Source organism: Polaromonas naphthalenivorans CJ2 (assembly GCF_000015505.1).
GTDB classification, from domain to species: domain Bacteria; phylum Pseudomonadota; class Gammaproteobacteria; order Burkholderiales; family Burkholderiaceae_C; genus Polaromonas; species Polaromonas naphthalenivorans.
Map to the genome: position 1 here is coordinate 2,437,762 of NC_008781.1, position 13,544 is coordinate 2,451,305.

Below are 13,544 nucleotides of genomic sequence, written 5' to 3' on the forward strand. Positions count from 1 at the left end.
CGGCCCGCGCTACGGCTTCGCTTCAGCAGGCGCCCGGACCACCAGCACGGGCACCGGCGCGTGCCGCACAATCTGCTCGGCATCACTGCCCAGCAGCAGGCGCCCGATGCCGCGCCGGCCATGGGAGCCGACGACGATCAGGTCAGCCTTGGCGAGCGCCGCCTGTTCGGCCACATGCTCGCAAATGCGGCCCGGTCCCTCGTCAATCAGCACGCTGTCCGCCTGCACGCCCTGGTCAAGCGCCTTTTGCCGGTCGTGCGCCAGCAGTTTTTCGCCTGCCACGCGCATGAGTGGAATGATGTCGTTGAGGTAGTTCACGGCCGACTCGAAGCCGTTGACGTAGCCCATTTCATCGACGACATGAAGCAGCGTCAGGCGCGCGCCGTTCAGCCGGGCCAGCCGGATGGCTTCATCCAGCGCCTTTTCCGAAGGGGGACTGCCGTCAACCGGCACAAGAATCTGGTGAAAGCTGGGCATGGAGGGCTCCTGGGTTGAAGAAGGCATCTTTTCGCACCCGGGTTTTATTGCATTTGCGCAATGTCAAGGGGGAACCTGAAATTTTCGCCCGCAGGCAGGCATGTGCGTACCATGAATTCATGTTGCCAACCTCCATGTTTGCGATGAGTACCGACCCTTTGGGCCGCGAGTTGCTGGGCGGGTTCAAGCCTGTGCCGCAGCCCGGCGACCACGACGTGGTGCTGCGGGTGCTGGCCTGCGGCGTGTGCCGCACCGACCTGCACATCATCGACGGCGAGCTGCCGCCGCGCCTGGCCAGCGTGGTGCCGGGGCACGAGGTGGTCGGGCAGATCGTGGCCCGGGGCGCGCTGGCCAGCCGTTTTGCCGTCGGCCAGCGGGTCGGCATTCCCTGGCTGGGCGGCACCTGCGGCGCTTGTGCCTTCTGCGCGATGCAGCGCGAAAACCTTTGCGATTTCCCGGTGTTCACGGGTTATGACCGAGACGGCGGATTTGCCGAATACGCCGCCGCCGATGAACGCTTTTGCTTCGCCCTGCCCTTTCGCTATGACGACTGCCACGCGGCGCCGCTGCTGTGCGCCGGCCTCATCGGCTTTCGCGCCTGGCGCCTGGCCGGCGAATCCGCGCCGCGCCGCCTGGGCCTGTACGGGTTCGGCGCCGCAGCGCACATTATTTGCCAGATCGCCGTCAGCCAGAAGCAGGAGGTGTATGCCTTCACCCAGCCAGGCGATGCGGCCGGGCAGCAGTTTGCCCGCAGCCTGGGCGCGGCCTGGGCCGGCGGCTCGGACCAGGCGCCACCCCTGCTGCTCGATGCCGCGCTGATTTTCGCGCCGGTGGGCGCCCTGGTTCCGGCGGCCCTGGCGGCCACCCGCAAGGGCGGCACGGTGGTCTGCGCAGGCATCCACATGAGCCCCATCCCGACCTTTGAATACCGGCTGCTCTGGGGCGAGCGTGTCCTGAAGTCGGTCGCCAACCTCACGCGCGAGGATGGCGATGCGTTTTTCAGCCTGCTTGAGGACTGCCGGGTGCAAACCCATGTGCAGGCCTTTGCGCTGCAGGACGCCAACGCAGCCGTTCAGGCCTTGCGCGACGGCACGCTCAACGGGGCGGCGGTGCTGGTTCCCTGAGCCACCAGGCCACGGCCCGTTTGCGCCAGATCAAGGGTTGGGCGCTTGAGCGCACCGGGATGGAGCGGCTTGCGAAATATCAAACAGCTCCGAAGCCGGCCTCATATATTGAAAATTTGAAGCCGAACCCAAAAATTTGCGGAATTCGGCTTATTTGAAAAAAGGAGGTGCAGGCATGAAAACCGACAGTCAACTCAAGGCCAACGTCATCGACGAACTGGCGTGGGATCCGGCCATCAACGCCACCGGCATCGGCGTCATGGTCACCGATGGCGTGGTGACGCTCACCGGCCACCTGAACAGTTTTGCCGAAAAGGAGGCGGTGGAGCGCGCCATCCAGCGGGTTGATGGCGTGCGCGGCATTGCACTGGAACTCGATGTCAAGCTCTCGGCCGAGCACAAGCGCAGCGATTCCGAGATTGCGCAAGCCGCAGCCACGTCCTTGCGGCTCAACAGCCTGGTGCCTTACGACAAGATCAAGGTCTTGGTCGAGAACGGCTGGGTCACACTGAGCGGCGAGGTGGACTGGAGCTACCAGCTGGTCCGCGCCGAGCAGTGCATCCGGCCGCTGGCAGGCGTGCATGGGATATACAACCGCATCGCCATCAAGCCCCGCGCCAGCGGCAGGAACATCGGCGAGCAGATCACCGCAGCCCTGACGCGCCAGGCCATGCGCGAAGCCAGGCATATCAGCGTCGAGGTCGAGGGCGGCGTGGTGACCCTCAAAGGCACGGTGCATTCGCTGGCGGAGCGCGAAGCGGCCGTTGGCGCTGCGTTCTCGGCGCAGGGAGTTTCGCGCGTCGTGGACAAGCTGAAGGTCGGTTACTGAAGATGCCGACTTGTTAATTTTTCATCTTCAATTAACCCAAGGAGATTCATCATGAGCAACCTGCGTTTACTTGACACTGAAATCAGCGACACCTTCAACACGGCCCTGCGCCGCTTCTTCAACCCCATGGCGCTGGAGGCCGACACTCCAGCGCTCAAGATGCGTGTCGATGTGTCGGAAAAAGACAATGCCTATGAAGTCAAGGCCGACATTCCTGGGGTCAAGAAGGAAGACATCAATGTGCGCATCGACGGCAATGTGGTGCAGATCGACGCCGAGGTGAACCGCGAAAAGGAATCCAAGGACAAGGGCGGCAAGGTGCTGCGCAGCGAGCGCTACTGGGGCAATATTTCGCGCACCTTCAGCCTGGCCCAGGATGTGGACGACACCAAGGTGGTCGCCAAATACACCGACGGCGTGCTGACGCTGGAACTGCCGAAAAAAGCATCGCCCGAATCGAAGAAAATCACGGTGCAATAAAAGCGGGTCACATGGCCAATCCAGATGCGCAGCCGCCGGGCGCTCCGGTGCTGCGCATCCGCTCGCTGTGCAAGACTTATGGCAGCGGCGAGTCGGCGGTGCATGCGCTACGCGACATCAGCCTTGACGTGCGCAGCGGAGAATTCGTGGTATTGCTGGGCGCGTCGGGCAGCGGCAAGTCCACCCTGCTCAACATCCTGGGCGGCCTGGACATCCCCACCAGCGGCGAGATCGAGTTTTTCGAGCATCGCCTGACCCATGCGACGGACGAAGAACTGACCGTGTATCGCCGCGAGCATGTGGGCTTCGTGTTCCAGTTCTACAACCTCATTCCCAGCCTGACGGTGCGGGAAAACGTGGCCCTGGTCACCGACATCGCCGACAACCCGATGCCCGTGGACGAGGCGCTGGCGCTGGTCGCCCTGACGCAGCGGCGCGACCATTTCCCGTCCCAGTTGTCGGGCGGCGAGCAGCAGCGCGTGGCCATCGCGCGGGCCATCGTCAAACGCCCCCAACTGCTGCTGTGCGACGAGCCGACCGGCGCGCTGGACTATGCCACCGGCAAGATGGTGCTGGAAGTCATTGCCAACATCAATGCCGGACTGGGAACAACGGCCATCGTGATCACCCACAACGCGGCCATCGCCGGCATGGCGGACCGCGTGATTCGCCTGGTCGATGGGCGCATTGCCAGCATCGAGACGCCGGCCCGGCGGCTGACGCCGGCCGAGTTGTCGTGGTGACGCCATGAAGGCCCTGGACCGCAAGGTGCTGCGGGACTTGAAGCTGCTCTGGAGCCAGGCCCTGACAATCGCCCTGGTGGTGGCCAGCGGCATTGGCGGCTTCGTGGCCAGTTTGTCGGCAGTGGATTCGCTGGCGCTGGCACGCGACCAGTTCTATGAACGGGGGCGTTTTGCCGATGTGTTCACCACGGTCAAGCGCGCGCCCGACAGCCTGGCGCAGCGGCTGCGCGAAGTGCCGGGCGTCACCGAGGCCGAAGCGACCGTCGAGACGACGGCGCGCATCACGCTGACGAACAGCCCCGACCCCGTGGTGGGCCAGCTCATTGGCCTGGACAGCCACCAGCCGCAACGGCTGAACCGGGTCACGCTGCGTGCGGGCCGGCTGCCCGGAACGGGCACATATGCGGGCGGCGAACTGGAGTCGCTGGTGTCCGAAGGCTTTGCCGCAGCGCATGGGCTCAAGGCCGGCGCGCAGGTGTCAGCACTCATCAACGGCAAGCGCCGGGTGCTTCGCATCACCGGCATTGCGCTGTCGCCCGAGTACATTTTTGCCGGCCTGTGGGGCATGCCGGACCTGCGCGCCTTTGGCGTCTTCTGGCTCGACAAGGAGGCGCTGGCCGCCGCGCTGAACATGGCCGGCGCCTTCAACCATGTGGCGCTCAAGCTGTCGCCGCACGCGTCGCAGCCGGCCGTGATCGACGCGGTGGACCGGCTGCTGGCCTCCAGCGGCGGCCTGCCGGCCCGGGGCCGGGTGGACCAGGTGTCGCACGCCATGCTGGACAACGAAATCCGCGAGCAGCGCGTGCTGGGAACGCTGCTGCCGTCCATCTTCCTGGCGGTGGCGGCCTTTTTGCTGCATGTGGTGGCCGCACGCCTGGTGTCCACCCAGCGCGAGCAGATTGCCGCGCTGAAAGCGCTGGGCTACGCCAACCGCAGCATCGCCCTGCACTACCTCAAGCTGGTCACGCCCATGGTCGGGGGCGGCTACCTGCTGGGCCTGCTGCTGGGCGACTGGCTGGGCGGGCAACTCACGGCGCTGTATGCCGATTTTTTCCGCTTTCCCAGCTTCGTCCACCGGATTGCACCCTCGCTGGTCGTGACCAGCCTGGCCATCGTCACGCTGACCGCCCTGCTGGGAACCCTGACGGCCATCGCCGCCACGGTCCGGCTGGCGCCGGCCGAAGCCATGCGCCCGCTGGCGCCTGGCCGCTACCGCCGCTCGCTGCTCGAACGCGTGCCGCGCCTGCGCGTCAGCCCGGCCCTGCGCATGATCCTGCGCAACATCGAGCGGCGCCCGCTGCGTTCGGCGCTGACCACCGGCGGCATCGCAGCAGCGGTGGCCATCGTCATCATGGGGAACTTTTTCCGCGACGCCATCGAGGTCATCGTCGATGCCAATTTCAACCTGGCGATGCGCGGCGACATCGCCGTCTGGACCACCGACCCGGTCGATGCCTCGGCCGCCAGGGCGCTGGCGCGCATTCCGGGCGTGCTGCAGGTCGAGCCGGGCCGCAGCGTGGCGGTTCGTTTTGTGCACGGCCCGCGCAGCGAGAGCGGCGTCATCCAGGGTTATGCGTCGCCGCCGGAGCTGCGCCGCATCATCGACGTGGACCTGAAACAGGCCCGCCCCGGCCCGGACGGCCTCCTGATGACCGACCGGCTGGCCGACAAGCTCGGCCTGCGCGTCGGCGAGACGGTGACGGTCGAGGTGCGCGAAGGCCGGCGCCCGGTGCGCCAGGTGGTTGTCGAGCGCACCGTGCGCGACATGATGGGCCTGAACGCCTTCATGGACCGGCAGGCGCTGAACCGCCTGCTGGGCGACGGCGATGTCGCCTCGCTGTTCAGCATCGCCGTCGAGCGGGGCGCGGCGCCGCAGGTGCTGCAGGCCACGCAGGCCATGCCGCGCGTGGCCGGGGCGTTCAGCAAGGCGACCATGCTGCGCAACATGCAGGAAGTCTCGGCGCGCAACATCCTGATCATGAGCACCATCCTGACCGCCTTCGCCGGCGTGATTGCGGTCGGCGTGGTCTACAACAATGCCCGCATCGCGCTGGCCGAGCGCAGCTGGGAGCTGGCCAGCCTGCGGGTGCTGGGCTTCACCCGCGCCGAGGTGTCGATGCTGCTGCTCGGCGAGCTGGCGCTGGGCATCGCGGTGGCCCTTCCCGTGGGAATGTTCCTGGGCTGGGCGCTGACGCACACGCTGGTCGGGCTGATGCGCTCGGACCAGTTTTTGTTTCCGGTGGTCATTCGCCCGCGCACCTACGCCTGGGCGGCGCTGTGCGTGGTCGGCGCCGGCCTGGCCAGCGCGCTGGTGGTGCGCCGTCGCATCGACCGGCTGGACATGGTGGCTTCGCTCAAGACAAGGGAATAAAAGGTGCAGAAAAAAACAGTCTGGATGCTGATCGCCGCCGCAGGCGTTGCGGCCCTGGCGCTGGCCTGGGCATTTGCACCGCGTGCCATCGAGGTCGAGGTGGCAGCGGTCACGCAGGGCCGTTTCGAGCAGTCGATTGAAGAGGACGGCCGCACCCGCCTGATAGAGCGCTACACGATTTCAGCCCCGGTATCGGCGCGCCTGTCGCGCATCACGCTGCGCGAAGGCGACACCGTCACGGCCGGCGACACCGTGGCGGTGCTGACGCCGCTGATGTCGCCCATGGTCGATGAGCGCAGCCGGCGCGAAGCCCAGGCGCGGCTGCAGTCGGCCATGGCCGGGGTCGAGCGCGCGACAGCCCGGATCGCCCGCGCCGAGGTTTCGCTGCAGGAGGCCGGGCTGGAAATGCAGCGCACGAGCCGGCTGGCTGACGAGGGCTTTGTATCGCCTTCGCGCCTGGACACCGTTCGCCTGGCCTTGGCAGCCGCCCGGCGCGAGATGGAGGTCGCCCGTGCCGAACGCGACATCGCCCGGCATGAGCAGGCCCAGGCCAGCGCCGCGCTGATGCCGGCCGCAGCCAGCGCCCAAAGCGGCCGCCCGTTCGCCGTGCGGTCGCCGGTCAGCGGCCGGGTGCTGCGAATCCCGCAGCCGAGCGAAGCCACCATCGCCGCCGGCGCTGCCCTGCTCGACGTTGGCGACCCCGCGCGCATGGAAGTGGTCAGCGAGTTGCTGACCACCGATGCGGTGAAGGCCAGTCCCGGCTTGCGGGTGGTGATCGAGCGCTGGGGTGGACCGCCCGTCGAAGGCCGGGTTCGCCGCGTGGAGCCGGCTGCGTTCACCAAGGTTTCCGCCCTGGGCATTGAAGAGCAGCGGGTCAACGTGCTGATCGACATTGCCGATCCGCCGCAAGCCTGGCGCGCCATGGGCGATGGGTTCCGGGTCGGGGTGAGGATCGTCACGGCCAGCACCGACCAGGCGGTGCTGGTTCCGGTCGGGGCCTTGTTTCCCCATGGCGAGGCCATGGCAGCCTACCGGCTGGAGGCCGGAAAGGCGCGCCTGCAGGCGGTGGAGGTGGCAGCGCGCAACGCCACCATGGCCTCGGTGCGCAAAGGGCTGGCGCCAGGCCAGACGGTGGTGGTCTATCCGCCGGCAACCCTGGCCGATGGCCGAAGCATTCGGGTGCGCAGGCCTTGAATCCGGCGCATCACGCAATCCGGCCAAACGGCTCAGGCGATGGCATCGTCAATGCACCATCAGCACCGGCAGCGTCATGGACTCCAGCACCGTGCGCGAGGTGCCGCCCAACACCCACTCGCGCGCCCGGCTGTGGCCATAGCAGCCCATCACCAGCAGGTCGGCCCCGAGATCGAAGGCGCGCGAGAGCAGCAATTCGCCCAGTGCATCGGGCTCGGCCCCCTCGCGCTGCCAGGTCGCCTCGACGCCGTGCAGCCGCAGGTAGCCGTTCAGGTCCAGCCGGCCGCCTTCAACCGGCTCATCGTCGCCGGACCACGAAAGAATGACGACGCGCCGCGCGCGCTTGAGCAAAGGCATGGCAGCGCTCACGGCACGGGCCGCCTCGCGGGCGGGTTTCCAGGCAATCACGACAGTGTCGCCAATCACGCCGGGCAGCGCGCCGACATACGGCAGGATCAGGGCCGGCTTGCCGCTCATGAGCATCGCGTTCGCGGCAAAATCCGGCGGCACGCCGGACGATGACGCACTGAAAGGGTTGTGCTGGCCCAGCACCAGCAGGTCGGCATAGAAAGCCTGCTGCGCGAACGCCGCCATGATCGGGTCGGAGCGAACCTCGGCCCATGCCATGGCGACGCCCGGCGTCGCCAGCGACTGCTCGAACACGACGCGCGCCCGGTCGCGCAAGGCATCATCAATCCCGCGCAGGGACGCCGCGATGCCCGGTCCGATTTCCGGTGAAAACGGCAGTTCCACGAAATGGGGCGTGACGGCATACAGGGCAGTCACTGCGGCGCCTTGCGCCTGTCCGATCCGACGCGCTGCCTCCAGGCGTTGAACCGCCTGCGGCGAGGCATCAAGGTGTACCAATAGCTGTGCAAAGGAAGCATTCATGGCGGACTCCGTCAACAAGTTGCAATAGGGCAACCTTATTAGCTCGCCATCCGCTGCGGCTTGAGAAACATCAACCAGCCCCATCAGCCGCCCCGGAACTCCAGGCCGCGATCCGTCATGCCCAAGCCGTGCGTTCCCGGCGCTTGACGCACGTCAACACGATTCGCCAGCCCTGCGTCCACACTCATGATTCCAATTTCAATCAAGGAGCGCCTCATGTACCAGCGAATACTTGTTCCGGTTGACGGCAGCGAAACCGCCAACAAGGCCTTGGTCGCCGCCCTGCAACTGGCCCGGGAATCGGGTGGCCGCGTGCGGCTCATCCATGTGCTTGAAGAGCTGGCCTACCTGACCGGCTACGAGCAGTACGGCGCTTATTCGGGCGAGTTGATCACGGCCATGCGCGACACCGGAGCCAAAATACTCGATGACGCCCTGGCGGTCGCCCAGTCGGCGGGCGTGCCGGCCGACAGCCTGCTGTGCGATAAGCTGGGCGACCGGCTGGCCGAAGCGGTCGCCGATGCCGCGAAGCAATGGAAGGCCGACCTTGTCGTCGTCGGCACCCACGGCCGGCGCGGCATCGGCCGTGTGCTGCTGGGCAGTGGCGCCGAGCAAATCCTGCGACTGGCGCAGGTGCCGGTGCTGGTGATTCGCTCGGGCGAGAGCGCCAGCCCGGCGGCTTGACACGCTTTCAGCGTTTTCAGCGCTTTCAACCCGGGACAGGCTGTATCGCCACCATCCGCCGGCTGACTGATTCCCGCCACTCTTCACTCCAAAAAGCCCACCATGCAAAGACTCCAGAACAAGGTCAGCCTCATCACCGGCGCGGCGCAGGGCATCGGCCTGGCCACCGCCCTCAAGTTCGCCAGCGAAGGCGCCATCGTCATCGTCTGCGACATCAGGCAGTCGGCGATTGACGAGGCCGTCAGGCAGTGCCAGGCGCTGGGCGCGCAGGCGGCCGGCTACGTCATGGACGTGACGCAGCGCGACAGGGTCGATGCGGTGGTCGGCCAGGTCATGGAACAGTTCGGCCGCATCGACGTGCTGGTCAACAACGCCGGCATCACGCAGGATGCGCGGCTGCAGAAAATGACGCTGGAGCAGTTCGACCGGGTGATCGATGTCAACCTGCGCGGCGTGTTTCATTGCGCCCAGGCGGTGACCGACAGCATGGTGGCGCAAGGCAGCGGCGTGATTCTCAACGCCAGCTCGGTGGTCGGCATCTACGGCAACTTCGGCCAGACCAACTATGCCGCCAGCAAGTTCGGCGTGATCGGCTTCACCAAGACCTGGAGCCGCGAACTCGGCCCCAAGGGCATCCGCGTGAACGCCGTGGCGCCCGGCTTTGTCACCACGCCGATTCTTGCGACCATCCCCGAGAACGTGCTGAAGGAAATGGAGCACCGGGTTCCCCTCAAGCGCCTGGGCCGGCCCGAGGAAATCGCTAATGTGTACGCCTTCCTGGCCAGCGACGAGGCCAGCTACATCAACGGCGCGGTGATCGAAGTGTCAGGCGGCATGACGGTCTGACTGCCAGGCAGTGCGCGATGGCCGGTGTCGCGAATGGCGTGGGCGGCAAGCCCCCAGCCGGGCCTGCAGCCATCATTTCATGGTGTTTTATGCCGTTTGCGCATAGTGGACGGGCGTAGTCAGCTATTATTTAGATAGCATCAAATGAGTTTCACCGTGGCCGGCTCCAGCCACGGCTCACCAGGCCAGCAGCGATAATTGCCGCATGAGTTCCCTGCCGGCGGAGGATCATCCGCAACCCCAATCACCCACTGATCTCTTTGTTTCCTTCACCCTGCTGGCCCTGCAGGGCTTTGGCGGCGTGATGGCCGTGGTGCAGCGCGAGCTGGTGGAAAAAAAGCGCTGGATGACGCGCGAGGAGTTCATTGAAGACTGGGCCGTGGCGCAGGTCATGCCCGGCCCGAATGTGGTCAACCTCTCGATGATGATTGGCGCGCGCTCTTTCGGCTTTAAAGGCGCGATGGCGGCGCTGGCCGGGATGCTCACGGCGCCGCTCATCCTGGTGCTGCTGCTGGCGCTGGTCTATGCCCAGTTTGCCGGCCATCCCGGTGTGGCTGGCGCGCTGCGCGGCATGGGCGCCGTGGCGGCCGGGCTGATTGCGGCGACGGGCCTGAAGCTGGCGGGCGCCCTGCTGAACAACGTGCTCGGCCTGCGCCTGTGCGCGGCCTTTGGCGCGCTGTGCTTTGTGGCGATTGCGCTGCTGCGCTGGCCGCTGGTCTATGTGCTGTTCGGCCTGGGCGGCGCGGCCTGCGTGCTGGCTTACGCCAGGCTCAAGCCATGACCGGGGCGCTGACGCTGGTGTTAAGCGTGCAGGACTGGCTGAACCTGCTGTTTCATTACCTGATGCTGTCTTTGCTCTCGGTCGGCGGCGCGGTCAGCACCGTGCCCGACATGCACCGTTTCCTGGTCGAGCAGCAGCACTGGCTGACCGACGCACAGTTCAATGCCTCGATTGCGCTGGCGCAGGCTTCGCCCGGCCCCAATCTGCTGTTCGTCGCCCTGCTCGGCTGGAATGTCGGCCTGAATGCCGGCGGCTGGCTGACCGGCCTGCTCGGCGTCTTGCTGTCGCTGGCGGGCATCCTGATTCCCAGCACCGTGCTGACCTATGCCGCCGCCCAGTGGGGCCACCGCAACCGCGACTTGCGGGCGGTGCGCGCCTTCAAGCAGGGCATGGCGCCCATCGTCGTGGCGCTGCTGATGGCCACCAGCTGGATCCTGGCCAGCGCCAACGGCAGTTCGCTCCAGGACTGGCCGCTGTGGCTGGTGACGGTGGCGGCCGCACTGATCGTCTGGCGCACTAAAACGCACCTGCTCTGGCTGCTGGGCGCGGGCGCCCTGCTCGGCTGGCATGGCCTGGTTTAGGCGTACCCGGCATTCCAGACCCGCCCCACCCCGCTCTGTCCGAAACAGCACATTCCCGACAGACACCCCGGGCCAGCCGGCCCCGCAGCCGGTTTCAGACCCGACAAACCCGCCCTGCAAACGGCCTTTTACGGCACTTTCAACCCTGAAAACATGTGGCATGCACCTTGCGATATGGGTAGCAAAGGACGCCGCACATGCCGCTCAATCTCATCATCAACGACACCACCTTGCGCGACGGCGAACAGACCGCCGGGGTGGCTTTTACCGTCGATGAGAAATGCGCCATCGCCTGCGCGCTGGCCGCAGCCGGCGTGCCGGAAATGGAAATCGGCATCCCCGCCATGGGCGAGGAAGAAATCGACTGCATCAACACCATTGCGGCGCTGGAGCTTCCCGCTGCCCTGATGATCTGGGGGCGCCTCACCGATGCCGATCTGGCCAGCGCGCTGCGCTGCCAGGCCGACATCATCCACCTGTCGATTCCGGTGTCCGACATCCACCTTCGCCACAAGCTGCGCCAGTCGCGCGAGTGGGTCCTGGCCCAGGTCACGCGGGTGATTGAAAAGGCCGTGGCCAGCGGCCGCAAGATTTCGCTGGGCGCTGAAGATGCGTCGCGCGCCGACGCCGGTTTTCTCTCGCAGGTCGCCCGGCGCGCCCAGGACTGCGGCGCCAGCCGCATCCGCTTTGCCGACACGCTGGGCGTGCTCGACCCGTTCACGACTTATGAGGCCATCACCCGGCTGCGCGAAGCGGTACACCTGGACATCGAGATTCACGCGCACAACGACCTCGGGCTGGCCACCGCCAACACGCTGGCCGCCCTGCGCGCCGGCGCCACGCATGCCAACACCACCGTCAACGGCCTGGGCGAGCGCGCCGGCAATGCGGCGCTCGAAGAAGTCGTGATGGGCGTGCGCCACCTGCACCATGCGCAAACCGGCGTCAGCACGCAGGCGCTGGTTTCCATTTCACGCCTGGTGGCCAGAGCCTCGGGGCGCCAGGTGGCCTTCAACAAAAGCATCGTCGGCGAGGCGGTGTTCACCCACGAGTCCGGCATTCACATCGACGGCCTGCTGAAAAACGCTTCGACCTACGAGAGTTTTGACCCTTCCGAACTGGGCCGCGAGCGGCGCACGGTGCTGGGCAAGCATTCGGGTTCGCAGTCGGTGCGCCAGGCTTACGGCGCGATGGGCGTGGTGCTGGACGACGATGCGCTGACCGGCCGCGTGCTGGCGCGCATCCGCGACCATGCCATGCGCGTCAAGCAGGAAGCCACGCCGGACGAGCTGCGCGGCTTTCTGCGCGACTCGCATCTGCCGCATCCGCCGAATCTGCCATTTGCACCGTTCACCGCTGACACGGTGGCCTTGGGCCAGGCATGAAACCTACTCAAAAATCCGTGCCGGCCACCGCGCTCAAAGAGCTGGCCGTGCCGCGCCGCTCCTGGTGGTCGCTGGTGCGCGAGGACGCCCGCTGCGTGCTGGAGCGCGACCCGGCCGCACGCAGCCTGCTGGAAGTCTGGACCATTTACCCCGGCGTGCAGGCGATTGCGCTGCACCGCATGGCGCATGCCTTGTGGCGGCGCGGCTGGCGCTATGGGCCACGCTGGATTTCCTTTGCGGCGCGCTGGCTGACGCAGGTGGACATCCATCCGGGCGCCAGCATCGGCATGCGCTTTTTCATCGACCACGGGGCTGGCGTCGTGATTGGCGAGACGGCCGAGATTGGCAACGATGTGACGCTCTACCACGGCGTCACGCTGGGCGGCACCAGCTGGAGCGCCGGCAAGCGCCACCCGACGCTGGGCAACCAGGTCGTGGTGGGCGCCGGCGCCAAGATTCTGGGACCGATCCGGGTCGGCAACCGGGCGCGTGTCGCGGCCAATTCGGTGGTCATCGAGGAAGTGCCGGCAGGCGCCACCGTGGTCGGCATTCCGGGCCGCGTGGTGACGCCGCGCCGCAGCACGACCCACGGGTTCGATTTGAACCACCACCTGATTCCCGACCCGGTCGGCAAGGCCATTGCCTGTCTGCTGGACCGCGTTGCGCAGCTGGAGCGGCAAATTCCCCATGCCGACTTCCTGTCCACCCCCGCAACAGCCTGCGGCGCCTGCAGCGATCACTGTGCCGAACCTGGCTTTGACCAGTCCTTTCTTCAACCGTCCACCATGGAGTAAGCCCAATGGAAAACTTTCTTCAACAGCTCAAAACCCTGTCCTCCGCCGAGGATTTCATGCAGTATTTTGGCGTTCCCTTCGATCAGAAGGTGATGAACATCAGCCGGCTGCACATTCTCAAGCGCTTTTTCCAGTACCTCCGGCAGGAGACACCGCTGGCGCAGACCGATGAGCTGCAGATGTTCACCGCCTACCGGGCGCTGCTGACCAAGGCCTACGGAGACTTCGTCACCTCCACGCCGGCCCAGGAAAAAGTATTCAAGGTGTTCCAGGACACCGACGGCAAGCAGCATGTGACGCTGGACAGCCTCAGGGCGTCCATGCCGCAGCGCGCTGCCGCTGCCTGACAACCAAGGAGTCATTG

Annotated in this window: 15 protein-coding genes; 13 read left to right on the forward strand and 2 right to left on the reverse strand. The window is 66.3% G+C overall.

What is annotated here, in order from left to right; translation table 11 throughout:
• Positions 1-9: 9 nt before the first annotated feature.
• A complete protein-coding gene (locus PNAP_RS11495; protein WP_041376670.1) occupies positions 10-477 on the reverse strand; it encodes a universal stress protein in 468 nt (155 codons plus the stop codon).
• 122 nt (positions 478-599) lie between these two features.
• Between PNAP_RS11495 and PNAP_RS11500 the strand changes: the two genes are divergently transcribed.
• The 6 genes from PNAP_RS11500 to PNAP_RS11525 all read left to right on the forward strand — a co-directional run bounded on the left by PNAP_RS11500 (position 600) and on the right by PNAP_RS11525 (position 7,218).
• Positions 600-1,601, forward strand: coding sequence for a zinc-dependent alcohol dehydrogenase family protein (locus PNAP_RS11500; protein WP_408633756.1), 1,002 nt, complete (start codon positions 600-602; stop codon positions 1,599-1,601).
• A gap of 175 nt (positions 1,602-1,776) precedes the next feature.
• Positions 1,777-2,430, forward strand: coding sequence for a BON domain-containing protein (locus PNAP_RS11505; RefSeq protein ID WP_011801686.1), 654 nt, complete (start codon positions 1,777-1,779; stop codon positions 2,428-2,430).
• A gap of 51 nt (positions 2,431-2,481) precedes the next feature.
• Positions 2,482-2,910, forward strand: coding sequence for an Hsp20/alpha crystallin family protein (locus PNAP_RS11510; RefSeq protein ID WP_011801687.1), 429 nt, complete (start codon positions 2,482-2,484; stop codon positions 2,908-2,910).
• A gap of 11 nt (positions 2,911-2,921) precedes the next feature.
• Positions 2,922-3,653: an ABC transporter ATP-binding protein gene (locus tag PNAP_RS11515; protein ID WP_011801688.1), complete on the forward strand. Its 732-nt coding sequence runs from the start codon at positions 2,922-2,924 to the stop codon at positions 3,651-3,653.
• Between the two features lie 4 nt (positions 3,654-3,657).
• Positions 3,658-6,024, forward strand: a complete 2,367-nt coding sequence (locus PNAP_RS11520) for an FtsX-like permease family protein (protein WP_011801689.1) — start codon at positions 3,658-3,660, stop codon at positions 6,022-6,024.
• Positions 6,025-6,027: 3 nt separating this feature from the next.
• Complete coding sequence (locus PNAP_RS11525; protein ID WP_011801690.1) at positions 6,028-7,218, forward strand: efflux RND transporter periplasmic adaptor subunit; 1,191 nt, start codon at positions 6,028-6,030, stop codon at positions 7,216-7,218.
• Between the two features lie 48 nt (positions 7,219-7,266).
• Here PNAP_RS11525 and PNAP_RS11530 read toward each other — a convergent pair whose 3' ends face one another.
• The gene (locus PNAP_RS11530; RefSeq protein ID WP_041376671.1) at positions 7,267-8,109 is read right to left on the reverse strand and encodes a universal stress protein; all 843 of its coding nucleotides are present in this window, start codon (positions 8,107-8,109) and stop codon (positions 7,267-7,269) included.
• A gap of 216 nt (positions 8,110-8,325) precedes the next feature.
• On the opposite strand from PNAP_RS11530, the gene PNAP_RS11535 reads away from it, so the two are divergent.
• The 7 genes from PNAP_RS11535 to nifW all read left to right on the forward strand — a co-directional run bounded on the left by PNAP_RS11535 (position 8,326) and on the right by nifW (position 13,527).
• The gene (locus PNAP_RS11535) at positions 8,326-8,793 is read left to right on the forward strand and encodes a universal stress protein (RefSeq protein ID WP_011801692.1); all 468 of its coding nucleotides are present in this window, start codon (positions 8,326-8,328) and stop codon (positions 8,791-8,793) included.
• A 102-nt stretch (positions 8,794-8,895) separates the two neighbouring features.
• Positions 8,896-9,639: a 3-oxoacyl-ACP reductase FabG gene (fabG, locus tag PNAP_RS11540; protein WP_011801693.1), complete on the forward strand. Its 744-nt coding sequence runs from the start codon at positions 8,896-8,898 to the stop codon at positions 9,637-9,639.
• Positions 9,640-9,844: 205 nt separating this feature from the next.
• Positions 9,845-10,420 carry a chromate transporter gene (locus PNAP_RS11545; RefSeq protein ID WP_011801694.1) on the forward strand — a complete coding sequence of 192 codons (576 nt, stop codon included), beginning with the start codon at positions 9,845-9,847 and terminating at the stop codon, positions 10,418-10,420.
• Positions 10,417-11,001: a chromate transporter gene (locus tag PNAP_RS11550; RefSeq protein WP_011801695.1), complete on the forward strand. Its 585-nt coding sequence runs from the start codon at positions 10,417-10,419 to the stop codon at positions 10,999-11,001. The genes PNAP_RS11545 and PNAP_RS11550 overlap by 4 nt, the downstream gene beginning before the upstream one ends.
• A gap of 197 nt (positions 11,002-11,198) precedes the next feature.
• On the forward strand, positions 11,199-12,386 hold the full coding sequence (nifV, locus tag PNAP_RS11555) for a homocitrate synthase (RefSeq protein WP_011801696.1): 1,188 nt from the start codon (positions 11,199-11,201) through the stop codon (positions 12,384-12,386).
• The gene (gene cysE, locus PNAP_RS11560) at positions 12,383-13,180 is read left to right on the forward strand and encodes a serine O-acetyltransferase (protein ID WP_011801697.1); all 798 of its coding nucleotides are present in this window, start codon (positions 12,383-12,385) and stop codon (positions 13,178-13,180) included. Before nifV ends, cysE begins: the two co-directional genes overlap by 4 nt.
• Positions 13,181-13,185: 5 nt before the next feature.
• Positions 13,186-13,527: a nitrogenase stabilizing/protective protein NifW gene (gene nifW / locus PNAP_RS11565; protein ID WP_011801698.1), complete on the forward strand. Its 342-nt coding sequence runs from the start codon at positions 13,186-13,188 to the stop codon at positions 13,525-13,527.
• Positions 13,528-13,544: the final 17 nt, after the last annotated feature.

Bases quoted from the DNA above. Each gene is read 5' to 3' on its own strand.
- PNAP_RS11495 (WP_041376670.1), bottom strand. From the start codon at position 477: ATGCCCAGCTTTCACCAGATTCTTGTGCCGGTTGACGGCAGTCCCCCT.
- PNAP_RS11505 (WP_011801686.1), top strand. From the start codon at position 1,777: ATGAAAACCGACAGTCAACTCAAGGCCAACGTCATCGACGAACTGGCG.
- PNAP_RS11510 (WP_011801687.1), top strand. From the start codon at position 2,482: ATGAGCAACCTGCGTTTACTTGACACTGAAATCAGCGACACCTTCAAC.
- PNAP_RS11515 (WP_011801688.1), top strand. From the start codon at position 2,922: ATGGCCAATCCAGATGCGCAGCCGCCGGGCGCTCCGGTGCTGCGCATC.
- PNAP_RS11520 (WP_011801689.1), top strand. From the start codon at position 3,658: ATGAAGGCCCTGGACCGCAAGGTGCTGCGGGACTTGAAGCTGCTCTGG.
- PNAP_RS11530 (WP_041376671.1), bottom strand. From the start codon at position 8,109: ATGAATGCTTCCTTTGCACAGCTATTGGTACACCTTGATGCCTCGCCG.
- PNAP_RS11535 (WP_011801692.1), top strand. From the start codon at position 8,326: ATGTACCAGCGAATACTTGTTCCGGTTGACGGCAGCGAAACCGCCAAC.
- fabG (WP_011801693.1), top strand. From the start codon at position 8,896: ATGCAAAGACTCCAGAACAAGGTCAGCCTCATCACCGGCGCGGCGCAG.
- PNAP_RS11545 (WP_011801694.1), top strand. From the start codon at position 9,845: ATGAGTTCCCTGCCGGCGGAGGATCATCCGCAACCCCAATCACCCACT.
- PNAP_RS11550 (WP_011801695.1), top strand. From the start codon at position 10,417: ATGACCGGGGCGCTGACGCTGGTGTTAAGCGTGCAGGACTGGCTGAAC.
- nifV (WP_011801696.1), top strand. From the start codon at position 11,199: ATGCCGCTCAATCTCATCATCAACGACACCACCTTGCGCGACGGCGAA.
- cysE (WP_011801697.1), top strand. From the start codon at position 12,383: ATGAAACCTACTCAAAAATCCGTGCCGGCCACCGCGCTCAAAGAGCTG.
- nifW (WP_011801698.1), top strand. From the start codon at position 13,186: ATGGAAAACTTTCTTCAACAGCTCAAAACCCTGTCCTCCGCCGAGGAT.